The sequence below is a fragment of the Ureibacillus sp. FSL W8-0352 genome (genome assembly GCF_038004345.1).
GTDB classification, from domain to species: Bacteria; Bacillota; Bacilli; order Bacillales_A; family Planococcaceae; genus Ureibacillus; species Ureibacillus thermosphaericus.
Genome location: NZ_JBBOQT010000001.1, coordinates 2921407 through 2942033 on the forward strand (window position 1 = coordinate 2921407; position 20627 = coordinate 2942033).

The following is a 20627-nucleotide window of genomic DNA, read 5'->3' on the forward strand; positions in this document are numbered from 1 at the left end:
TTTTTTTCTTTTTTTGACCATACTCTTTGTGAGGTGAAAAATATGGAGGATTGGCAATACGCACATTTATCGGAAGAACAGTTGGCAGAAATTAAGGCGCTGGAGCATAAACTTGGTGTCGCATTAATAGCCTACGAAAATGAAAACAAACAGGACCATCAAGAACATTTGGAAAACTGATAGGAATTTTTCTTATCAGTTTTTTATTTGGAAAAGAAATCGTTAATAAAAAAGCGACATGATAGGTTTCCCTGAATTCATGAATTTCAATTGCACTTGAATCGAGTAAGTGGAGGGAAGTCGTTTTCGTGCGACTTGCGGTTTATGTGTGATTCTCAATGTAAAGTGCTGTTCCTAAACAAAAGTATTTTCTTCATCTTTTGCATCATATATGATAAAGAAAAAATTTGACCGAAACGGGGGAGGAACATGCACGTAGAAATCCATGAGGGTGTAAAAGACTGGATTCGTTCAAAGGGGAATCAATTAACGGTGCAATTGTTAGAAGTGAAAGGGTGTTGTGCTCCAGATATCCAAGAGCTCGTTGTGTTGCCAAGAAAACCGAAGAATGTGCAAAACTATCGAGAGTTTACCATAGATGACTTGTCTGTTTATGTACAAACTCCTATTGCTATGAAAGAAAAGCTCGTTCTTCAATTAAAGGGATTTGGCATTTTTAAAACGGTTATAGCAAGAGTGCAATAAGTAGTTATCATGGGGCCGTCTGAAAAGTCATATTGAGATGGCCCCTTTGCGACGAGGATTGTGCAAACTTGTTTCGACTACTGTAGGAGAAAGTTTGTTAAAAGCTTAAGAAAGCGAGGGGGGGAAAGCCCCTATTTCTTTTTGAAAATCGTTGTGTTTTCGATTCGTATGGAATCTACTTCTCCACAATGTAAACAAAATGTGTAAATTTTATTTGCACCACTCATCGACATGAGGCTTGGTTTAATTGGCATGTAGTCTGTGCCTTCTGCAAATTCCGTTCCTCCGCATTTAAAACATTTTTTTGTTTCCATATCCATCCTCCCCTTTTTATTCATAATTACGATTCTTTTTCCAATTGGTTTCAAAAGCGTTTTAATTAGGGTTCAATTAGGCAGATTTATGTATATAAAGATGAAAATTGACAAACCTAATAATAAAAAGGGTAGTGTCAAAAGTTCTATGAAAAACTAGCACGGTTCATACTACCTACCATTTATTAGGTGGAAATGCCACGCTATCGCTCTTGACAAACACACCAATGGTTTATTCAGAGGTCAATCAAGGGCGAAGGGAACAAAAGAAGGCATGCTAAATAAACCCTTGACTTTTTCCATTTTAAACCATTGGTAAGTTCGGTTTGTCAAGAGTTCGCTTCGCCGATAGCTGAATAGGGCTCAGCTAAACAAAAGTTAGGCTGACTGTTGTTGAATCCAGTCTTGAGCTAACCCAATAAGGGCTGTCCATCTCGCTGGCATGGTTGGTAGCTTTTCTAATTCTGGAATTGTTACTGGCACTTTACCTTCAAGTGAAGAATGTGGGCGCAAGAAGTTAAAGTAAGCCACAAACAATGTCACAAAAGAAACAGAACCTTGTTCAGAACCAAAGCCGTGTGTCGATCGATAATTTCCTTTAAACGTGCGATTTAGTCTCTCGATGATTTGCTTGAGAGGTCGATACTCTCTGGAGACATCATCTTCATTTGTTAGCCCGATGACCTGTTTTACGTCAAACGATATGTGGTTTTCTGCGAAGAAATGCTGTGCCAACAAGTAAATAGGGTTACCATCTACTACAAATTGTAGGTTTTCGGGTATTTCTTTCAGCTTCACTAGTACTTCATCAATCGCTCGTATTGCTGTTGCGGTGTCGCGATTTGGTGACACTGGATACGAAAGAATGACTTTCTTGACCGCATCAAAAAAGAAAAACAGATAATGCCAACGACCGTTGACCCGGATGTACGTTTCATCCCCACAGAATTGATCCGACAGCTCATACGGAAAGTAGTCAATATAAGGCTTGAGCCATAATGCGACGCTGTTTTCGTAGTTTAGGATACTTTGATGGGAGACAGACACGCCGTGAATATCCTTCATGATCGCTGCCGTTTTACGGGCCGATAATCCGTAATTGACATGGTACGTCAAGATGAGCCCAAGTGTATGCGGTGAAACATACAATCTTGATAAATCGACTTTTGGCTGCTTTGGTGATTGTTTGGATAACGGTTGATAGTCGATGTGGAACTTCCGGTAAATGTAGCGAACTTTCAGCGATTGTGGATCTTCTTTAAACTGTTTTTTCTCTTTTTTAGTCATGGCGCTCAAGTTTTTTTGATAATAGGTACACATATCATTTTTGCACTTAAACACGTGAAAATCTTTTCGTTCTTTAATTTTTTCAAGCGTTTTAAGGCAGTGAGGACACTTAAGAATGGCCTCTTTCTGATAACGACTTTTTTTATTGAAAACACACGCACACACCTTACACTGATATTGTCCTTTTCCTCCGTTATTTGCGTACAAATACGCAGAAGGAGCACCACACTTAGGACAACATAAGGTAGACGGTACGGGCGTAGAATTGGCTCGACGGCGTACTGGTTTTAACTGTTTTCCTTTGGATTGAAGATATTCCGTTAATAAAAGCTGATAATCGAGCTTTTCTACCTTTTCAATGATAGGTAAATCATCAATTTGAAGCTTTCGATAAGGCTGATTAACAGGAGCTTCTTTGGGTTTATCGAACATGCTTCTTCCAATTAGTAGGGTAAGTAGAGTTCGAATAATTTGTTCTTGAAAGTTTATAAAAGTAAGTAAATAGGTTATAATTTGAGGTAACAACTTGCCACTTCTCCTTTCTAGGGATTTTGTGTTGGTGTGGTTACCTCACTAATACCCTAGAATTTAGGGGGTGGCAAGTTTTTTGCTTATAAAGCCCTCTAATATAGGATTCTATAACCTATTTCTATATAAAGTTTTGACAATACGATAAAAAGCAGGGGAGGGTTTTCATGAAAAAAAATTGGGCTTTTACATTATTTTTACTATCTTTTTTATTCACTGTTGCAGCATGTGGGGATACATCTGAACAAATAGACAAGAATAAAGTGGAAAATCAACAAACTTCTGAAGAACAGGTAGAAACGAAACGAGCAGATGCCATTGAAGATCGTTCTGGAAAAGTACCGTTAGATTTAAAAGTGGCAGACAATCCAGCCTTTCCAGTTGGCAGTAAAGTAAAAATTTATGCAAACCATATGGATGGCATGGAAGGAGCAGAAGGAGTAGTTGTCGGAGCTTATGATACAACGGCTTACTCTGTATCTTTTAGACCAACAGATGGTGGTGAGGAAGTAAAACATTATAAATGGGTGATTCATGAGGAGTTAGAAGGAGCAAGTGGAGATCCAATGGAACCTGGTAGGGAATTGGTAATTAATACGGAACATATACCAGGCATGAGAGGTGCATCGGCAACGATTGAAACGGCAGAAGAAGGACCTGTCTACATGGTGGACTTTACAACAACAACAGGGGAAGAAGTAAAAAACTACAAATGGCTAGTTGAAGGGGAACTTGTTGCTCCGTAAAGGCACACTTTTTGACCGATACTTCCGCTTGACAAGGCGGTACGCTAGATGTGATTACTATAAGGAGAGAAATATTCATCATAAGGAGTCGGGCCTGATCCAAAAGTTTTGGACTTTTAGATCAGGCTTTTTCACGTCTAAGTAAATACAGAAATAAGCAGGCTAGCCGCAAATAACAAATAGCTAACTTGAATTAGGATATACATCGTCCGTTCAAAAGCAGTCAACGCTCGGTGTTTTCGTGCTTTTTCTAATTGGCGTAAATAAACAATAGAAGTAATAATCATGATGATGACATAGATGGAAAATAAAACTTCTGATACAATATTATCCAAAATTTTCAACTCCTTCTCAATTTTAATCTTCATTTTCTCCAATTTTCATTTTCACTAGTAGGACATACTTAGAGTCTTGAATCATTTGTTCGACTTCTTTTTCATCTTGTAAATCGTAAACTGCCATTTCATTTTCTGATGCTCGATATACTCCTAATAGATAGGACTGATTTAATTCTAATGTTTCTTCATTTAAAGCATATTTCCATTCGCTAATGATGTTTTCGGAATTGGGGATATCAATTTTTGTTGGCTTCAATGAGATGTTGTTGGAATAAATAAATAGATATGATCCATCGACGGTTTCAAACATACCGATTCCTAAAGGACCCTGCTCTGTTTTGTTAGGGCTTAATCCATAAGCCAATTGAGCGGCCGATTGTTCTTTTTGTTTTCCATCCTGGTAACTTTCCACCCAAATCGTTACCCACGTTTGATCCGCATTATTTAATTGGAAATCAAAGTTTAATAGGTTGCCAATTCTGAGTTCTTGAAAGGTTTTACCATATCCGGTGTCAGGGTTGGCTTCTATCGTTGCAGGAACGTCGTCATTGGTGGTAGAACAAGCGGCGAGAAGGGTGATTGAAAAAAATAATAGCAATAACTTGTATTTCAAATGAATCACCTCAGTAAAAAATTTCAAAAAATGGATTTTGTTATAAAGGAGTGTAGCAAGGAAATGAAAAAAGAGAAAGTTGCAAATGTCCTGTTTTTTTGGAGGGAGAAGGAAGGGAAGAAATGAATGTAAAATAAAGTTGCAAGTATTTCGCCAAAGTTATCATGTTCAAAAAAACAGACTGCTAAGCAACCTTAACAGCCTGTACAAATCAAGTCTAATATTACAACGAATCAATAAAGCGTTTAATTCGTTTCATTGCTTCTTTTAACTCTTCCATTGATGTTGCGTAAGAGCAGCGGATATGGCCTTCGCCGCTTTCGCCAAAGACATCACCTGGTACAACGGCAACGCTTTGTTCTAACAATAATCGTTCTGCAAATTCTTGAGAGCTTAGACCAGTTGATTCAATGGAAGGGAAGGCATAGAAAGCACCGCCTGGCATGTGGCAAGTAAGCCCCATTTCATTAAAGGAATTCACAATGAAATTACGGCGGAGACGATAACTTTTCACCATTTTCTCCACTTCACCTTGTCCATTGCGCAACGCTTCCAAACCTGCATATTGTGAATTTGTGGATGCACACATCAATGCATATTGATGAACTTTCAACATCGCACTTGCAATTTCTTCCGGTGCACATACATAACCTAGTCGCCAACCTGTCATGGCAAAGGCTTTTGAGAATCCATTCACTAAAATGGTTCTTTCCCTCATACCAGGGAGAGTGGCCATACTTGTAAAGGAATCATCATATGTAAGTTCGGCATAAATTTCATCAGAGATTACGAGTAGATCATATTTTTTGGCAATCTCAGCTAGAGCTTCTAATTCAGTTCTATTTAATAGCGTACCTGTAGGATTGTTAGGGAAGCAAATAATCATCGCTTTCGTTTTGTGCGTGATTGCTGCTTCAATTTGGCTTGGTAAAATTTTAAAGTCATTTTCTTTTAACGCCTGCACTGGGACTGGGATGCCGCCTGCAAGAGTGACGGTAGGGCTGTATGATACGAAGCAGGGTTCTACAACAATAACTTCATCGCCTGGATCGATAATCGTGCGCATCGCTGTATCGATTGCTGAACTTGCCCCCACTGTGACAATGACTTCGGAAGGGGAATACTCCACATGATAACGGTTTTTTACATAATTTGTGATTTCTTCGCGTAGTTCTAGAAGACCCGCATTCGGTGTATAGGAAGTATATCCTTCTTCAATGGAACGGATCGCCGCTTCTCGAACATGCCAAGGAGTGACGAAATCAGGTTCACCAACACCGAGGGAGATGACGCCTTCCATTCCTGCAGCTAAATCAAAAAAACGACGAATACCTGAGGGTTTTAATTCTCTAACTGTTCTGGAAATATATGTACTTTTTGTTGCCTTCATTTATGACACCACAATTCTTTTATCTTTTTTCTCTTGTTCTAAAATAATTCCATCATGTTTGTATTTTTTCAAGATGAAATGAGTTGTTGTTGATACGACAGATTCCAATGTAGACAATTTTTGTGATACAAAATTTGCCACTTCATTTAAAGTGTTGCCTTCAACAATAACGGATAAGTCATAAGTACCGGACATTAAATAAACAGATTGTACTTCATCATAACGATAAATTTTTTCAGCAATCTCATCGAAGCCAACGCCTTGTTTAGGGGTTACTTTCACATCAATCATTGCTCGAACGCCTTGATGTTCATCGATTTTTGTCCAGTCAATCATTGTTAAATATTTAACAATGACTTGATCACTCTCAAGTTTTTTTAGAATGGATTCTGTTTCTTCTATACTTAAGCCCACCATTTTTGCAAGGTCTGCTGTTTCGATTCGAGCGTCTTTCTCTAACACTCCAAGTATTTCTAATTCTTTTTCATTTAGCTTCATTGAAAAAAGACCCCCAACTATGTGTAGTTTATTTATAGATTTTAGCACTATGAATAGAGAGTTCAAGTACAAATCTGACGAAGTTATTGCGTTTTTCTAAGCATTTAAGTCATCTAAGAGGTGATGGAAAATTTTTGTAGAATCAATGAAATAGGGGGAGAGAAATAGATGAAGAAATATGTATTTATTTTTATGCTGATGTTTTTAGCAGCGTGTCAGACATCTCAATTCAGCATAAGTGAATTAGAGGTTGTTCCGAAAAAAGTGCAAGAGAGAATAGATGAATACGCTAAGCTCCAAATATTGAATACGAAAGGGAATGTTTTTTATATTGTTTATTCATCTACTGCAAATGTAGAAGAGATTAGAATTGAACGGGACTACACTAATTGTAAAGCTTGATGAACAAGAAGAGCAAAATACAGAAAGAAAACATGTGTTTAAGGTAACAAAGAATATTTAGAAGCATATATAAATGGTGAGTTTGTACCTTTCGATGTCTCTACAGGAGTATAACCTCTTTAAAAAAACACCACGCATCAATACGTGGTGTTTTTTTTATGTGCGCCCGGCATGTACATGAACTATAGGGTGTAAGTCCCGAACCCCGAAGACAGAAGTAGAGGTTAGCCAAGAGCAAGGGTGTCCGTGGTGACGCGGAATCTGAAGGAAGCTGGAGGCAAAACACCGGTCCGAGGAACACGAACCTCATATAAGGCTAGGTATGATTGAGTGAGTTTGCGTAACAAAACAAAGCTCTTTCTGTCGAAGGTCATATCGAGTAAATGAGGCGGATAGATGGTGTGAAAGTGCATGTACTTACCCGGGGAGGTCTGGCGGATAGGTGAAGTTCGCTTCATAACCTACTTAGTGATAAGTAGCTGAACCGTCAGAAGTCAGCAGAGGTCATAGTATTAGTTGGTCTAGAACAACTGAGAAGGACCGAACAATTAAGAGAGAATAGCCCTTGGCATTCAGTGAGTCATGATGAACACAGAAAACGTAGTACCTCACTTGAGGAAGGAAGCGGTGAATCCCGTGGGAGACCTCTTGGAGGGTGGAGTGACCACTGGCATAAGAAGACAAGCTATTCACGGAAGTTATGAAAACTTGCGTCAATTATCTTAATTGAACCGCCGTATACGGAACCGTACGTACGGTGGTGTGAGAGGACGGGAGTTAATCGCTCCCTCCTACTCGATTTATCTTGGTAATGTAAAAGTAACTGTCTTTCCTTTAAATTGATCTTTTCCTTCATCATTTGTGAATGGACCAAATTCTAAATCAAATCTCTTGAAAATTTCAAATTCATCTTTTCTAAAAAGAAATACATGATGTTTAACGCCTTGTTCTCCTGGTTGCACTTCTCTTTCATCAGAAGGTTCCACCATGCCGCTAGCAATAGCTGTACCGCGGTTATCATCGATTCTTAATTTTGAACCAATTTGATCAATATTAACTTTTTCACTGGATTGGTTATCGATCAAAAGTCTCACCGTAATTGCCACGACACCGCTATCGCCAAAGTTACGGAAACGTTCTTCATTGCCAGCGGTTGGAATGACTTCTGTATATTGAACACCATCTAACGTAATGATTACATTGTCAATTTGTTTTGTTTCATTGATATTTGATTTTTCAAAAATCATTACTTTATCAGCCCAGTTTGCCGTTGTTAAACGATCTGGGTAAAATTGTGGTGCGTTTCCAACTTCTTTTGCATATTCTTCACTATATACGAAGTCAAACACAGCATCATCAAGGAAGCTTTCTTTGAATGACTCATTTTCAGATACGCCACCTTCAATGACAAACTTTGGTTTTACAGAAGATATAGCTTCAAATTGTTCATTTGTTAAAGTGAATGTGACATAGCCTTCCGCTATTTCACCTGGAGCCCAAGCACGTGTTTGTTCGTTTTGTGGGCGAGGGAAAAGTTCTTTTCTTAAAAATGTAAGGTCAAATGGGATGTAATCTGTTTCGTGTGTTAAAAGAATATTAAAATTGAGGTTGTAGTACATATCTTTCTCTGTTGTATTGTTTATGATTGTTTTAGCAATGATGATATAACCTTCTTGTTGGTCATCAAATTGAATAAGAAAATCTCGATTCATATCAGTGACTTTCACAATTTGATAGGCAGGAACGTCGACAATAAAACCTTTCATATCATGGGAATAATTTGCGCTCTCGTTTGTGTATACAACTTCTATATTTCCTTCTGTTGCTTCTTGAATGAGTTTATTTACTTCATCAAAAGATGTAGTTGCTCCGTTTACTTTTTCATTTTTTTCTTCGTTTATGTCTACTTCTACATCTGCATTTTCTTCAAGGTTTTTTGATTCTTCATTTCCACCACAGGCTGCTAATAGCATTGCCAAGAGCGTGACAACGAACCAATGAAATTTACCCACTTTTTCACAACCTTTCAAATTTTTTGTCACGTGAACCATTATATAGAAAATTTTCTCTATTATAAGAGCATCCATCAAAAATGAGAGAAAGGTATAGCATTTTCGAGTTTGGATTATGAAAAAGGTTTGTAAGTAAAGTGGGATAATGTTCATAACATTGAAAAGTTTAAATAGCTAATTGGTATAATTTGTTTTTTGTACAAGCTTGTCAGAAGTAAATGCAATGGCTCTTTATTTAATTAAAAAGGAAAACCTATTCTTAAGCATTTCATTGGAAAAGACTAGAGCTGGCCAAATACATCAGTCATTAAATAAATAGCAGTGCCCCAAATAAAAATGGCTGAACATTTGTTAAAAATCATTAAAATCCTTCCGGAGCGATCTAACTTTTTCAAGACTCCCCCTGCTATGGTTAGGCCAACAAACCAAATCCAAGATACGCTGATGCAGGCTAAGGTAAATAATAATTGTTCGATATCTTCATATTTCAGCGCGCTCGTTCCAATCACACCTATAATGTCTAAAATAGCATGAGGATTCAAGACGGAAACGGAAATCGCAAAGATAATTTGCTTTTTGGCTGGCAACGCGTTGTTTGTTTCAGTGATTGCTGGTTTGCTTTTCCAAATGGCATACCCCATATATAACAAAAATACGACTCCCACCATTAAAAGCCCTATTCGCAACCATTCAAATTGCAACACAATTGCGGATAATCCAAAAACAGCAAGTAAAATTAACAATGTATCGCACATCGCTGCAGTAATTGTCGCAGGAAAGGCGCGGAAAAGATTCGGCTGCATAGCACCTTGTGTAAAAACAAATACATTTTGAACCCCTAAAGGTAAAATCAATCCAAATGCTAAAATGATTCCGTGTAATAGTGGTTCCATTTCTTCACCCCGCTTTCTAAATCAATCATACTTTGTTATAACTAAAAGAAAACGACCAATTGGATGGATTTTGCACCATCCAATTTTAAAGAGGTGATTTTTTTGGACTGGAAACCAGAACGGAATTCCCATTTAACCCTACAAGAACAAATTGTCAATTGGATGCGGTCTCGCATTGAAAGAGGAGATTGGACGGTTGGCACAAAAATTCCACCCCAACGAAAACTTGCGAGCCAATTGAAAGTAAATCGTAGCACGGTGCAACAGGCGATAGAAGAATTAAAAGCGGATGGCTTATTGGAATCGAAAGTGGGTTCTGGAGTCTATGTGGCGAATCATTCTTGGAATGCCCTGTTAAACAAATCCCAACCGAATTGGATACAACATATTGAATCGAGTATTCATAAACCAAACATTCATACCATTCAATTGATTAATGAATACGAGCAATACGATGACGTCATTCGCCTTGGAACAGGGGAGTTGTCACCGGAATTACTTCCGACAAAAGAGTTGAAGCAGTCTCTTCAATCAATTTCTCTTGATGCGAAAGTAATCGGCTATTCATCACCTCTAGGGAATGAACGATTGCGAAAGATTTTGTGCGAATATTTACAAAAGCGGGGGATTTATACTTTTCCTGAAAATATCTTAATTGTTTCAGGGGCACTTCAAGCATTGCAATTAATTGCTCTTGGCTTGTTAGAGGAAGGCTCAATCGTATTTCATGAAGATCCATCTTATTTAACTTCAGTGCATCCATTTCAATCTGCGGGGATGCAAATGATCTCGGTTCAGCGAAATCAGCATTTACAAGAAACCCTACAATCTTTAAAAAAGAAAAGGCAGTCTATTTTTTATTGCATTCCCTCATTGCATAATCCAACAGGAATAAATTTTTCAGTGGAAGAAAAGAAACAGTTGTATGAAGTGTGCAATGCTTTGCAAATTCCGATTGTGGAAGATGATGTGTACCATGAATTATTATTTGATTCTCCGACACCGCCGATTAAATCCTTCGATTCTTCAGGACAAGTGCTATACATCGGGAGCGTTTCGAAAACGTTAAGTCCAGGATTACGCATTGGTTGGGTAGTAGGGCCAACGCAAGTAATCCAGAGATTAGCCGATATTAAAATGCAAACAGATTATGGGTCTAGCTCCTTCTCACAAGAAATTGTGGCTCACTGGTTATCAACGGAATTATATGAAAATCATGTTTCATGGCTCCGACATCAACTAAAAGAGAGGGTTGCCTTTGTAGAAAAGATATTGGAAGAAGAGTTTAAAGATATTGCCTCATGGAATAAGTCAGCAGGGGGCTTTTATATTTGGCTTAGGTTCCATCAGCCGATTGTCAATAAAGCTTTCTTTTTAAAACTGTTGAATGAAAAGGTTTTGATTAATCCCGGATATATTTATGCTGCAAACGACTTGCATCATATACGACTTTCATACGCATATGCATCTTTTGATGAATTGGCTAAGGGGTTAGAAATTTTGCGGAAAATCTCTAAAGTTTCGATGAATAGAGGAATAGAAGGAAGCGAATAGGAATTTTAAAATTGGAGCTTTGTTTTTTAGCAAAATTCTCTAAAGAGAATGTTAAATTTTTCAATTATCAATATCCATCCTCATTAGCATTGCATAAATATAGTTAGAATTTTCTGTTAATTAATTTTTGTGAATTTGTGCCAAAAAGACAAAACCTAAAGAAAGGTGGCACTGCCCATTTGGTAAATATATACAGTTAAACCAGAGCGACAACGACAAAAGGGAGATTATGGACTGGCTCGCCCATCAAATTTTCGCAACCAAACATAAGCTGGTTTCCACAGAGCTCTCTTTAACCAACGAGTAATTCGAAGTAGAGATTTCTTACTTTTCATCTCCAATTGAATGAGAACATGTAAGCAATACGTGATAAGGGCTAAGAAAATTTGATTTTGAATAGCTGTTTCACTCATTCCATAAAAGTGCTTAATTTCTACGTGTTGCTTGAGCCATTTGAAAAAGAGTTCAATAGCCCAGCGAGATCGGTAAATATCACTTATCTCTTCTGGTTTTAAATCAAATCGGTTGGTGATGAAACGAAGTAAGTTCCCTTTTGTGTCCATAACTTCTAGTAGACGAAAGACATTTTCAGTACGATTTTGTGTGGTACCAATGTAGACCATTTTATCGGATAGAACGTGACAATCATCAGGAAGTGAAAATGTATAGACTTCACGAATGACTGCGTTTTTCTTCAGTCTTGAAACGAAGAAATAGCCATCATCTGTCATCCGATCAAAACGTTCATAGTCCACATAACCGCGGTCAAACACATACATGGCTTCTTTATCATCCACTAGGACTTCGAGTTGATTTCGGTCATGTTCTTTTGCTGTCGTAATCACTGCTTTTTCAGGATAGACGGTGTCTTTATCCATGAAAACGAGCCGTAAGTGTAGCTTTACACCAGCTTTTGTTTTACGGAATTTTGCCCATTTATAATTGGTCAAATTCAACGGGAGTGTACTTGAATCAATGATTTTCAGTGGCATATTCTTTCCGGTTTTATAATGGTACCGTTGAATTTTCCAAACAAGATCCAAGAACAAATTTGCAAGAATTAGTGGGTTGATCTGATTGTTTTTTCGGGATAGCTGAGAGGCACTTATCGATTCAAATCCGAGTGCTTTTTGAAGATCTTCGTCTACAAGTGCATCACTCATTTCCTCTAAGCTCTTAAATTCGAGCAGCTGGGCTACCAATAAAAGTTTAATATAGGCTTCTGTTGTCAGCTTTTTTGTGTAATAGTCCTGTTTCAATTCTTTGACTTGTTCGCTAAGTTTTTGAATATTTATGGGTGAAACCCATTTACCAAATGATGAAATTAGTGTATTCTTGTCCATAACGTTTATCCTTTACGATTGGATTTGGACAGGAACCACCTGTACTTCCATTGTAAAGGATTTTTTTGTTTCGAAATCAATAAAAAAATGAACATTCTTAGTATTTTGAATCATCAGATTTAATTAGTGCAATGCTAGTGATCCATCCTTTACAAAAAAAAGAGCGAATCGTTCTCTACATTCGCTCTTTTTATGGGCTAGTACCCATTGAAATTAAGTATTTCGGGGTTTTCTTACTTCAGCAGGAGGATTGTTGTGGATTACTTGATTAAACTCTTTTGAATATTCTTCCCGTTGATTAGATCTTTTATTCTCCTTTTTATCTTTCTTAAAACTCGTCTTATTTTTCTTCGCCATCCTTATCACCTCCCAAAAATCTTGAATTTAGCGTGCGTCAATTCAATGAAACTATTCCTTCAAAATTTTTCTCTTTAATGCATAGATCCAAAATGATTTCATAGGAATACGAATGAAGAGGTGACAAAGTGATAAAAAGAGCAATTTTTGTCTTCATTGTTCTCATTGTGCTTACAGCATGCCAAAATACGAAAGAATGGACTTTTGTAGGTGAAACGAAAAATTGGCGAGTTGTCTATGAAGTGGTAATGGAGAAAAAACAGGAATCATCCATACTTCAAATCGAATACATCGGGAAGAAACCAATTCCAAAACAAATCGGCTATCGTATAGAAACACCATCCGGTTCTTCCACTGAAATCGGTTTATTAAATAATCAGGGGATCTTAATGATTACAGATGTTTGTGGGGAATGTACAAATGTAAATGAAGAGACGGAAATCAACATGGCTGTTGAATGGGGCAGACAAATTGAATTGTTTACATTACAATTTGAAAAGATTGAAGAGTGATATGTTTGGATGAAATAAAATGAGTCGTTTCTTCCCATGAGAAACGACTCTTATACGTTTACCCCTTTGTTCATGCCATTAAATATCCGTTTCCATTTCAAATCGAGAATACGCAAAATCATACGTAGCTTCTAACATGCGATCAGAAATGTTTACAAGCTGAATTGGTTCAAGACCAAAATACTTCACCAAAAACTGAACCATATTTTTACGCTCTGTATTGCTCAACATGGCCATCCCCTCCTATGTGATATATAACAATTATATTATATATAAAACTGATATACAACAGATAAACGCCTAATATTTCATAAAAATTGTGAAAAGTTTATATTTAAAAGGATGAAAGTAGTCCAAAATAGGAGGAGTGCAAACAATATGGTGAACCCACTAAATTTCACGCTGTGGGGTGAGAAGTGATGAAGATTTTTCGTGGAGACGCTCACAAAATTTATAAGCGGCTTAAAGAAAATCAAGATGCCATTCATGAATCAAAATATTTAAAAGATCTTTATGAAGTTCGAAAATTTTATGAATCAATTGAAAGCGATGTGTTGCAATTAATTTACTATCGATTAGTAAAAGAGGAAAATGGGTCAGGCATGATTCCGATTTTTGTTTCGTCCATCCCTTTTTTATTTTTAATTTTTTCCGAGCATCTTCAGAAAATCCTGTTTCAAGAAGGAACGCGAAATTGGATGATTTTCATTGTTTGTTATATCACAGGTATTACATTTGCTTTGTTTCTTCATTTTAGGGAAAAGGCATGGGCGTCTTCCCATATTGAAATGATTAAAGATATTTTGGAAGAACGAAAGAACAAACAGCATGACATATAGATGTGAATATCAAGACAAAATCTATCCATAAAAAATTGCATTTTCCGACATCATAACTTTTCGACAAATTGGCAACATTGTTATCATAAAGAGTTTTTAGAAAAATAATTAGGAGGAACTTACAATGTCAGAGAAATTAAAAATTGGGATCATTTTAGGAAGTACACGGGAAGGTCGAGTAAGTCCTCAAGTTGGCAAATGGGTAAAAGAAATAGCTGATAATCGTGAAGAAGCGGAATTTGAAATCGTTGATATCGCTGATTACGACTTGCCTTTTTTTGGTACGACAACATCTGATACAGTAGATCCTCGAGTAGCTAAATGGAATGAAAAATTAGCAAGTTTAGACGGATTTATTTTTATTGTGCAAGAATATAACCACAGTATTACAGGGGCTTTAAAGAATGCGCTCGATTTAGCTAGAGAAGTTTGGAATAATAAAGCGGCTGGCATTGTCAGCTACGGTTCTGTTGGAGGAGCACGTGCTGCTGAACATCTACGCGGGATTTTGGGAGAATTAGCGGTGGCAGATGTTCGGACACACCCTGCGTTATCTCTTTTCACTGATTTTGAAAACATGACAAAGTTCAAACCAGCAGAAATGCATACAAAAACTGTAAATGATATGCTCGACCAACTGCTTAAATGGTCCAAAGCTTTAAAAACAATTCGCAATAACTATTAACTTTATAAAATCTGCTCCAGTTCATACAATGGAGCAGATTTTTTAGCAAAGACAATTGTAAAGAAGGGGAGCTTTATTAGATAAATAGATACTAATTATGATTTTAAATATATCACCTTTAAAATAAAGTTGACAAATAGGAATAGTTTGAATAAAATGATGATTATTATAAATGATGTAGTTGATTGGACAGACCAAAGACTACAAAATTCTCAATTCTTTTATTTATTGAGGATTTTGTAGTCTTTTTTCATTTTATCAGGAGGAGAGATTTTCATGACGAAGTTTAGCTATATTTCACATCTAGAATGTCCTAAATGTAATGAACGTTATGACGAAAGTAAAGTTCAACAGTTATGTAAATGCGGATCGCCTCTACTGGTTCGATATAACTTGAAAAAAGTAAAGGAAAACGTTTCGAAAGAAGAGCTTGTAAATCGCCCAAAAAGTTTATGGCGATACCACGAAGTTCTTCCAGTCAAAAATGAAGAACATATCATTTCACTAGGTGAAGGTGGAACTCCTTTAGAACATCTCCCAACGTTAGGGACGAAATATGGTTTAAAAAATCTTTACATAAAAGATGAAGGGATTATACCAACTGGTTCTTTTAAAACAAGAGGAGCGAGTGTCGGTGTATCGAAGGCGAAAGAACTTGGTGTGACACAACTAGCGATGCCGACAAATGGAAATGCGGGTGCTGCGTGGGCGCTATATGCATCAAAAGCAGATATTAAAGCGACGATTGTCATGCCTTTAGATGCACCGCTCATTACAAGAAAAGAAGTATATATAGCAGGTGGTGATTTACATTTAATTAATGGATTAATCAGCGATGCAGGAAAAGTGGTTGCACATTTAATTCAACATGAAGGAATTTATGATGCTTCTACTTTAAAAGAGCCATATCGAATTGAAGGAAAGAAAACAATGGGCTATGAAATTGTGGAGCAACTTGGTTGGAAAGTACCAGATGTCATTCTATATCCAACAGGTGGCGGAGTAGGAATCATTGGCATTTATAAAGCTTTACTTGAAATGCAAGGAATTGGTTGGATTGAGAAAGGGAAATTGCCTCGTTTAGTTGCTGTACAAGCAGAAGGATGTGCGCCAATCGTCGAAGCTTGGAAAAAGGGAGAAAAGGAATCCGTATTTTTCGAAAACTCTACAACTTGTGCATTCGGAATCAATGTACCGAAAGCGCTCGGTGATTTTTTAGTGCTTGAAGCTATTTACAATACGGATGGTTGTGCAGTCGCAGTCTCAGAAGATGAATTATTGGAAGCGCAAAAACATGTAGCTTCTCTTGAGGGCAATTTTATTTGTCCAGAAGGTGCTACTACATTTGCTGCTGCAAGAAAGTTACGGGAGCAAGGATGGATTCAAGAAGAGGAGCTTGTTGTATGTCTGAATACAGGAGCGGGAATTAAATATCCGGAAACGGTAGAAATTCAAGGTGTACAAGTCTTACAACCGGGAGATACGCTCTATGCACAATCTCCACAAGATAGTAACTGGAGAGATTGATTATGGACTGGCAATACATTGTTGAAGTATTACCTTTTTATAAGACTGCGTTATGGCTAACGATTAAGCTTGCAGCAATCGGCATTGTTTTTGCAACGATTACAGGCTTCATTTGCAGTGTAATCCAATATTTCAAGGTCAAAGTGCTGAATCAAATCGTCCAAGTATATTTAGAGATTGCTAGAAACACACCATTGTTAATCCAACTATTTTTCTTATATTTTGGGTTACCGAAAGTAGGATTAACGTTAAGCGGGGAAATGTGTGCAATTATCGGTTTGACTTTCTTAGGCGGAAGTTATATGGCTGAAGCATTTCGTGCCGGCATGGAAGCAGTCACAAAATCGCAAGTGGAAAGTGGGAAAGCATTGGGACTAAGCGACTTTCAACTAGTACGGTACGTTATTTTTCCGCAAGCCTTTTCTTATAGCGTGCCAGCCTTTGGAGCAAATTGCATTTTCTTAATAAAAGAAACATCCGTATTTAGCGGAATTGCCATTTTAGAACTTACCAATACAACGAAAAACTTAATGGGAATTTATTATAAGACGAATGAAGCATTATTTATGCTTGTCATCGGCTATTTGATTATTTTACTTCCTTTCACATTATTTTTAATGTGGCTTGAAAGGAGAGTTCGTTATGCTGAATTCGGGCATTAGTGTTTTATTTGAAGGAATCAATTTCTTCAGGCTGCTTGAAGGGCTTTTCCATACGTTGCGAATTGCAATGATTGCAATCATTATTTCGATTGTTTTGGGCACAATCATCGGCATAATACGAACGACGAAAAATAAGTTTTTGCAATTCCTGTTCAAAATTTATTTAGAGCTATTTCGTATTATTCCAATTTTAGTATGGTTGTTTGTCATCTACTATATTGTCCCGGTGAACTTTAATGTGGAGTTAAGTGCAGAAGTGGTTGCACTGATTGTTTTCAGTTTATGGGGCACAGCGGAATTGAGTGATATTGTGCGAGGAGCCATTGTTTCTCTGCCAAAGCATCAAGTGGAATCGAGCCTTGCGCTTGGGCTAAGTAAAGTTCAAATGTATCGTTATGTGCTAGTTCCACAAGCGGCAAAGCGTTCAATTCCTCCAACGATTAATCTTATTACACGAATTATTAAAACAACAGCACTACTTACAATGATTGGAGTTGTAGAAGTAATCAAAGTAGGTCAACAAATTATTCAGTTTTACAATGCTGACTACCCTACTGTTTCATTTTGGATATACGGGATCATCTTTTTCTTATATTTCTGTATTTGTTTTCCGTTGTCTCGAATCTCACGCAAGCTAGAACAAAAATGGGCAACTTAAGGAGGTGGAGTAACTTTGGTTGAAAATCGTCCAATATTGCAAATAAACGGTCTCGTAAAGAAATATGGCGATAAGGTTGTATTAGACGGCATAGATTTACATGTTGAACAAGGGAAAGTCATTGCAATTTTAGGGCCATCTGGCTGCGGAAAGAGTACGTTTTTACGATGTATTAATGGCCTCGAAGAAGTACAAGATGGCGAAATTATTTTCGAGGGAGAGGATTTGACGAAAACTTCAAAATGGCGGGAAGTTCGCCAAAAAATTGGCATGGTATTTCAAAGCTATGACCTCTTTCCGAATATGACAGTAATGGAGAACATTCTCCTTTCACCTATTAAAGTACAAAAAAGAAAGCGGGAAGAAGTAGAATTACAGGCGAGAGAACTACTAGATCGAGTGGGGCTTTTAGATCGTGCTAATGATTATCCGCGGCAATTATCAGGTGGACAGAAGCAGCGAATTGCCATTGTTCGTGCGCTCTGTACTAATCCAAAGATTATGCTATTCGACGAAGTTACGGCTTCCCTTGATCCAGAAATGGTAAGAGAAGTGTTGGAGGTCATTGCACAATTAGCAAAACAAGGAATGACGATGTTAATTGTTACTCATGAAATGAAATTTGCTGAATTAGTAGCAGATGAAGTGATTTTTATGGATAAAGGGAAGATTCATGAACGAGCACAAGCTAAAGACTTTTTCTCAAATCCCCAAACACAACGTGCGCAACAATTTATTAATATATTACAATTTTAGGAGGAAGAAAAATGAAGAAAATTTATTCGTACTTATTGATTGCATTATTAATACTAGTATTAGCTGCATGCAACAATAGTAATAACAACGAATCAGCTAATGAAGAAGAAACTGCTCAAACTGAAACAAAATCCGTTATTGATGAAATTAAAGAGCGAGGGGTATTACGTGTTGCGGTATTCAGCGATAAACCGCCATTTGGTTATGTTGATGAAAAAGGCGAAAATCAAGGATATGATATTGTTTTAGCTAAACGCATTGCCAAGGATTTGCTTGGTGATGAGTCAAAAATCGAATATGTGATCACTGAACCGCAAGCTCGTGTTGACTTATTAAAATCGGATAAGGTAGATATCGTCTTGGCGAACTTTACAGTTACACCAGAAAGAGCTGAGCAAGTAGATTTTGCACATCCATATATGAAAGTAGCAATCGGTGTTGTATCAGCTGAAAAATCGCCAATTTCATCTGTGGAAGAATTAAAAGGAAAGAAATTAATTGTGCCTAAAGGGACAACTGCTGAAACATTCTTCATGAAAAATTATCCGGAAGTAGAATTAGTGAAGTATGATCAAATTAACGAAGCTTTTGAAGCGCTAAAAGATGGACGCGGTGATGCTTTAGCTCAAGATAACGCTTTACTATTTAGTTGGGCAAATAATAATCCAGGATTTACAGTGGCATTACCTACTTTAGGTGAATTGGATTATATCGCTCCAGCTGTTAAAAAAGGAAATACTGAATTATTAGAATGGTTAAATGTTGAAATTGAAAAATTATATGAAGAAAAATTCTTTACAAAAGCATATGAAGAAACATTGAAACCTGCTTTCGGTGAAACAATCAAGGCTGATGCTGTAGTAGTTGAAAGTAAAGTTGAATAATGTAAAAAAAGCTTGCTGGAGTGTTTTATCCAGCAAGTTTTTAGTTCTATCAATAGTTTTCTAATTGACAAATTTCATGAAAAAATTAAGATAGTTGATAAACATAGTGGAAGTTTTATATGATAGCAATAAATAAAATTTAAGGAAAAAGAATTTACTAACAAAGGGGTTCATTTCCTTTCCTGCGAAAAAAATTAGGGTGGTGGATTCATTGAAATTAGATGAATGGTTAAACAATGGTGTACCAAACATCGCCAATTCATTGCTCGATGTTCATAAACAACACTTTCCAATTGAACAATCTATCGGCTTTGAAGGGCAAGAAAAGATTATTAAAATTTTAAAGAACTTCCGTAAAGTGTTATACCCTTGTTTTTGCGACACATTTAAAGACGAATTGCGCATTGAGACAAACATTGGGAATCTATTAAGATCAACTGCACTAGATTTAAAAGATATCATTTCGAAAGTGCTCAAAAATAATGGTGAAAGTCAACCTGAAGCAAGAGCAGAAGAAATCGCTGTGGATTTACTCAACAAATTACCTGAAATTCGTGAAATTTTACAAACGGATATTCAAGCGGCATACAACGGAGACCCTGCAGCTTTATCATTAGAAGAAATTTTATTCAGCTATCCATCCATTACAGCTATTACGATACATAGGATAGCTCACGAATTATACCAAGCAGGCGTTCCAATTATTCCAAGAATTATGTCAGAACATGCTCATAGTTTAACAGGTATTGATATTCATCCTGGAGCAAAAATAGGCGAATACTTCTTCATTGACCACGGGACAGGTGTGGTTATTGGAGAAACAAGCACAATTGGTAAGAATGTTAAAATTTATCAAGGTGTAACGATTGGGGCGAAAAGCTTCCCGTTGGACGAAAATGGAAATCCAATTAAAGGAATTAAACGTCACCCAGACATTGGCGATAATGTAGTGATTTACGCGGGAGCAACAATTCTAGGTGGAGATACGAAAATCGGACATGATTCCGTCATTGGCGGTAATATTTGGTTAACTCAATCCGTTCCACCATATTCAAGAATTTACAACTCCCAACCGCTTCCAAATATTAAGCAGAAAAAAGAATAGGATTGGCAATCCCTTAAGC

General features: G+C 37.0%; 26 protein-coding genes. 15 read left to right on the forward strand and 11 right to left on the reverse strand.

Annotated features, from left to right (window positions below; genetic code table 11):
* Window positions 1-42: 42 nt before the first annotated feature.
* Both NST98_RS14760 and NST98_RS14765 read left to right on the forward strand, forming a co-directional pair.
* A complete protein-coding gene (locus NST98_RS14760) occupies window positions 43-180 on the forward strand; it encodes a hypothetical protein (protein ID WP_016837410.1) in 138 nt (45 codons plus the stop codon).
* A 249-nt stretch (window positions 181-429) separates the two neighbouring features.
* Window positions 430-705 carry a CC/Se motif family (seleno)protein gene (locus NST98_RS14765; protein WP_016837409.1) on the forward strand — a complete coding sequence of 92 codons (276 nt, stop codon included), beginning with the start codon at window positions 430-432 and terminating at the stop codon, window positions 703-705.
* 131 nt (window positions 706-836) lie between these two features.
* Here the strand turns inward: NST98_RS14765 and NST98_RS14770 are convergent, their stop codons facing one another.
* Together NST98_RS14770 and NST98_RS14775 are read right to left on the reverse strand one after the other, a co-directional pair.
* Window positions 837-1019, reverse strand: a complete 183-nt coding sequence (locus NST98_RS14770) for a hypothetical protein (protein ID WP_016837408.1) — start codon at window positions 1017-1019, stop codon at window positions 837-839.
* 378 nt (window positions 1020-1397) lie between these two features.
* On the reverse strand, window positions 1398-2831 hold the full coding sequence (locus NST98_RS14775; RefSeq protein WP_340715349.1) for a DDE-type integrase/transposase/recombinase: 1434 nt from the start codon (window positions 2829-2831) through the stop codon (window positions 1398-1400).
* A gap of 170 nt (window positions 2832-3001) precedes the next feature.
* Here NST98_RS14775 and NST98_RS14780 point away from each other — a divergent pair, with 170 nt between their 5' ends.
* Window positions 3002-3580: a YdhK family protein gene (locus NST98_RS14780; RefSeq protein ID WP_340715425.1), complete on the forward strand. Its 579-nt coding sequence runs from the start codon at window positions 3002-3004 to the stop codon at window positions 3578-3580.
* Between the two features lie 137 nt (window positions 3581-3717).
* On the opposite strand, the gene NST98_RS14785 is transcribed toward NST98_RS14780, so the two are convergent.
* The 4 genes from NST98_RS14785 to NST98_RS14800 form a co-directional block, all read right to left on the reverse strand.
* Window positions 3718-3915, reverse strand: a complete 198-nt coding sequence (locus tag NST98_RS14785) for a hypothetical protein (protein ID WP_340715426.1) — start codon at window positions 3913-3915, stop codon at window positions 3718-3720.
* A gap of 22 nt (window positions 3916-3937) precedes the next feature.
* Window positions 3938-4531 carry a hypothetical protein gene (locus tag NST98_RS14790; RefSeq protein WP_340715427.1) on the reverse strand — a complete coding sequence of 198 codons (594 nt, stop codon included), beginning with the start codon at window positions 4529-4531 and terminating at the stop codon, window positions 3938-3940.
* A gap of 223 nt (window positions 4532-4754) precedes the next feature.
* The gene (locus tag NST98_RS14795) at window positions 4755-5921 is read right to left on the reverse strand and encodes an aminotransferase (RefSeq protein ID WP_340715428.1); all 1167 of its coding nucleotides are present in this window, start codon (window positions 5919-5921) and stop codon (window positions 4755-4757) included.
* Window positions 5922-6419, reverse strand: a complete 498-nt coding sequence (locus NST98_RS14800) for an Lrp/AsnC family transcriptional regulator (RefSeq protein WP_016837404.1) — start codon at window positions 6417-6419, stop codon at window positions 5922-5924.
* 168 nt (window positions 6420-6587) lie between these two features.
* On the opposite strand from NST98_RS14800, the gene NST98_RS14805 reads away from it, so the two are divergent.
* On the forward strand, window positions 6588-6821 hold the full coding sequence (locus NST98_RS14805) for a hypothetical protein (RefSeq protein WP_168411857.1): 234 nt from the start codon (window positions 6588-6590) through the stop codon (window positions 6819-6821).
* Window positions 6822-7403: 582 nt separating this feature from the next.
* Complete coding sequence (locus NST98_RS14810) at window positions 7404-7547, forward strand: hypothetical protein (protein WP_172597780.1); 144 nt, start codon at window positions 7404-7406, stop codon at window positions 7545-7547.
* 74 nt (window positions 7548-7621) lie between these two features.
* Here the strand turns inward: NST98_RS14810 and NST98_RS14815 are convergent, their stop codons facing one another.
* Both NST98_RS14815 and NST98_RS14820 read right to left on the reverse strand, forming a co-directional pair.
* The gene (locus tag NST98_RS14815) at window positions 7622-8863 is read right to left on the reverse strand and encodes a DUF5068 domain-containing protein (RefSeq protein WP_340715429.1); all 1242 of its coding nucleotides are present in this window, start codon (window positions 8861-8863) and stop codon (window positions 7622-7624) included.
* A gap of 251 nt (window positions 8864-9114) precedes the next feature.
* Window positions 9115-9726, reverse strand: coding sequence for a LysE/ArgO family amino acid transporter (locus NST98_RS14820; protein ID WP_016837400.1), 612 nt, complete (start codon window positions 9724-9726; stop codon window positions 9115-9117).
* A 102-nt stretch (window positions 9727-9828) separates the two neighbouring features.
* On the opposite strand from NST98_RS14820, the gene NST98_RS14825 reads away from it, so the two are divergent.
* Complete coding sequence (locus NST98_RS14825; protein WP_340715430.1) at window positions 9829-11280, forward strand: aminotransferase-like domain-containing protein; 1452 nt, start codon at window positions 9829-9831, stop codon at window positions 11278-11280.
* 227 nt (window positions 11281-11507) lie between these two features.
* On the opposite strand, the gene NST98_RS14830 is transcribed toward NST98_RS14825, so the two are convergent.
* The gene (locus NST98_RS14830) at window positions 11508-12623 is read right to left on the reverse strand and encodes an IS4 family transposase (RefSeq protein ID WP_096549683.1); all 1116 of its coding nucleotides are present in this window, start codon (window positions 12621-12623) and stop codon (window positions 11508-11510) included.
* Window positions 12624-12836: 213 nt separating this feature from the next.
* Window positions 12837-12980, reverse strand: a complete 144-nt coding sequence (locus NST98_RS14835; protein ID WP_016837398.1) for a hypothetical protein — start codon at window positions 12978-12980, stop codon at window positions 12837-12839.
* Between the two features lie 128 nt (window positions 12981-13108).
* Here NST98_RS14835 and NST98_RS14840 point away from each other — a divergent pair, with 128 nt between their 5' ends.
* Complete coding sequence (locus tag NST98_RS14840; protein WP_340715431.1) at window positions 13109-13492, forward strand: hypothetical protein; 384 nt, start codon at window positions 13109-13111, stop codon at window positions 13490-13492.
* A gap of 78 nt (window positions 13493-13570) precedes the next feature.
* Here the strand turns inward: NST98_RS14840 and NST98_RS14845 are convergent, their stop codons facing one another.
* The gene (locus NST98_RS14845; RefSeq protein WP_016837396.1) at window positions 13571-13723 is read right to left on the reverse strand and encodes a hypothetical protein; all 153 of its coding nucleotides are present in this window, start codon (window positions 13721-13723) and stop codon (window positions 13571-13573) included.
* Window positions 13724-13911: 188 nt separating this feature from the next.
* Between NST98_RS14845 and NST98_RS14850 the strand changes: the two genes are divergently transcribed.
* The 8 genes from NST98_RS14850 to epsC all read left to right on the forward strand — a co-directional run bounded on the left by NST98_RS14850 (window position 13912) and on the right by epsC (window position 20608).
* Window positions 13912-14331, forward strand: coding sequence for a hypothetical protein (locus tag NST98_RS14850; RefSeq protein WP_340715751.1), 420 nt, complete (start codon window positions 13912-13914; stop codon window positions 14329-14331).
* Window positions 14332-14455: 124 nt separating this feature from the next.
* Window positions 14456-15016 (forward strand): NADPH-dependent FMN reductase, encoded by a 561-nt coding sequence (locus NST98_RS14855; RefSeq protein WP_016837394.1) that lies wholly within the window; start codon window positions 14456-14458, stop codon window positions 15014-15016.
* 276 nt (window positions 15017-15292) lie between these two features.
* On the forward strand, window positions 15293-16543 hold the full coding sequence (locus tag NST98_RS14860; RefSeq protein WP_340715432.1) for a threonine synthase: 1251 nt from the start codon (window positions 15293-15295) through the stop codon (window positions 16541-16543).
* Between the two features lie 2 nt (window positions 16544-16545).
* Entirely contained in the window at window positions 16546-17205 is a 660-nt protein-coding gene (locus tag NST98_RS14865) for an amino acid ABC transporter permease (protein ID WP_340715433.1), read from the forward strand.
* The gene (locus tag NST98_RS14870; RefSeq protein ID WP_340715434.1) at window positions 17186-17863 is read left to right on the forward strand and encodes an amino acid ABC transporter permease; all 678 of its coding nucleotides are present in this window, start codon (window positions 17186-17188) and stop codon (window positions 17861-17863) included. The genes NST98_RS14865 and NST98_RS14870 overlap by 20 nt, the downstream gene beginning before the upstream one ends.
* Before the next feature lie 15 nt (window positions 17864-17878).
* Window positions 17879-18619, forward strand: coding sequence for an amino acid ABC transporter ATP-binding protein (locus NST98_RS14875; RefSeq protein WP_096550229.1), 741 nt, complete (start codon window positions 17879-17881; stop codon window positions 18617-18619).
* Between the two features lie 11 nt (window positions 18620-18630).
* Window positions 18631-19503 carry a cysteine ABC transporter substrate-binding protein gene (locus NST98_RS14880; protein WP_340715435.1) on the forward strand — a complete coding sequence of 291 codons (873 nt, stop codon included), beginning with the start codon at window positions 18631-18633 and terminating at the stop codon, window positions 19501-19503.
* A 211-nt stretch (window positions 19504-19714) separates the two neighbouring features.
* The gene (epsC, locus tag NST98_RS14885) at window positions 19715-20608 is read left to right on the forward strand and encodes a serine O-acetyltransferase EpsC (RefSeq protein WP_340715436.1); all 894 of its coding nucleotides are present in this window, start codon (window positions 19715-19717) and stop codon (window positions 20606-20608) included.
* Window positions 20609-20627 lie beyond the last annotated feature (19 nt).

What these genes read in the sequence shown, in the direction of transcription:
- NST98_RS14760 (WP_016837410.1), top strand. Translation starts at nt 43, where the DNA reads ATGGAGGATTGGCAATACGCACATTTATCGGAAGAACAGTTGGCAGAA.
- NST98_RS14765 (WP_016837409.1), top strand. Translation starts at nt 430, where the DNA reads ATGCACGTAGAAATCCATGAGGGTGTAAAAGACTGGATTCGTTCAAAG.
- NST98_RS14770 (WP_016837408.1), bottom strand. Translation starts at nt 1,019, where the DNA reads ATGGAAACAAAAAAATGTTTTAAATGCGGAGGAACGGAATTTGCAGAA.
- NST98_RS14780 (WP_340715425.1), top strand. Translation starts at nt 3,002, where the DNA reads ATGAAAAAAAATTGGGCTTTTACATTATTTTTACTATCTTTTTTATTC.
- NST98_RS14795 (WP_340715428.1), bottom strand. Translation starts at nt 5,921, where the DNA reads ATGAAGGCAACAAAAAGTACATATATTTCCAGAACAGTTAGAGAATTA.
- NST98_RS14800 (WP_016837404.1), bottom strand. Translation starts at nt 6,419, where the DNA reads ATGAAGCTAAATGAAAAAGAATTAGAAATACTTGGAGTGTTAGAGAAA.
- NST98_RS14805 (WP_168411857.1), top strand. Translation starts at nt 6,588, where the DNA reads ATGAAGAAATATGTATTTATTTTTATGCTGATGTTTTTAGCAGCGTGT.
- NST98_RS14810 (WP_172597780.1), top strand. Translation starts at nt 7,404, where the DNA reads ATGATGAACACAGAAAACGTAGTACCTCACTTGAGGAAGGAAGCGGTG.
- NST98_RS14820 (WP_016837400.1), bottom strand. Translation starts at nt 9,726, where the DNA reads ATGGAACCACTATTACACGGAATCATTTTAGCATTTGGATTGATTTTA.
- NST98_RS14830 (WP_096549683.1), bottom strand. Translation starts at nt 12,623, where the DNA reads ATGGACAAGAATACACTAATTTCATCATTTGGTAAATGGGTTTCACCC.
- NST98_RS14835 (WP_016837398.1), bottom strand. Translation starts at nt 12,980, where the DNA reads ATGGCGAAGAAAAATAAGACGAGTTTTAAGAAAGATAAAAAGGAGAAT.
- NST98_RS14845 (WP_016837396.1), bottom strand. Translation starts at nt 13,723, where the DNA reads ATGTTGAGCAATACAGAGCGTAAAAATATGGTTCAGTTTTTGGTGAAG.
- NST98_RS14850 (WP_340715751.1), top strand. Translation starts at nt 13,912, where the DNA reads ATGAAGATTTTTCGTGGAGACGCTCACAAAATTTATAAGCGGCTTAAA.
- NST98_RS14855 (WP_016837394.1), top strand. Translation starts at nt 14,456, where the DNA reads ATGTCAGAGAAATTAAAAATTGGGATCATTTTAGGAAGTACACGGGAA.
- NST98_RS14860 (WP_340715432.1), top strand. Translation starts at nt 15,293, where the DNA reads ATGACGAAGTTTAGCTATATTTCACATCTAGAATGTCCTAAATGTAAT.
- NST98_RS14865 (WP_340715433.1), top strand. Translation starts at nt 16,546, where the DNA reads ATGGACTGGCAATACATTGTTGAAGTATTACCTTTTTATAAGACTGCG.
- NST98_RS14870 (WP_340715434.1), top strand. Translation starts at nt 17,186, where the DNA reads ATGCTGAATTCGGGCATTAGTGTTTTATTTGAAGGAATCAATTTCTTC.
- NST98_RS14880 (WP_340715435.1), top strand. Translation starts at nt 18,631, where the DNA reads ATGAAGAAAATTTATTCGTACTTATTGATTGCATTATTAATACTAGTA.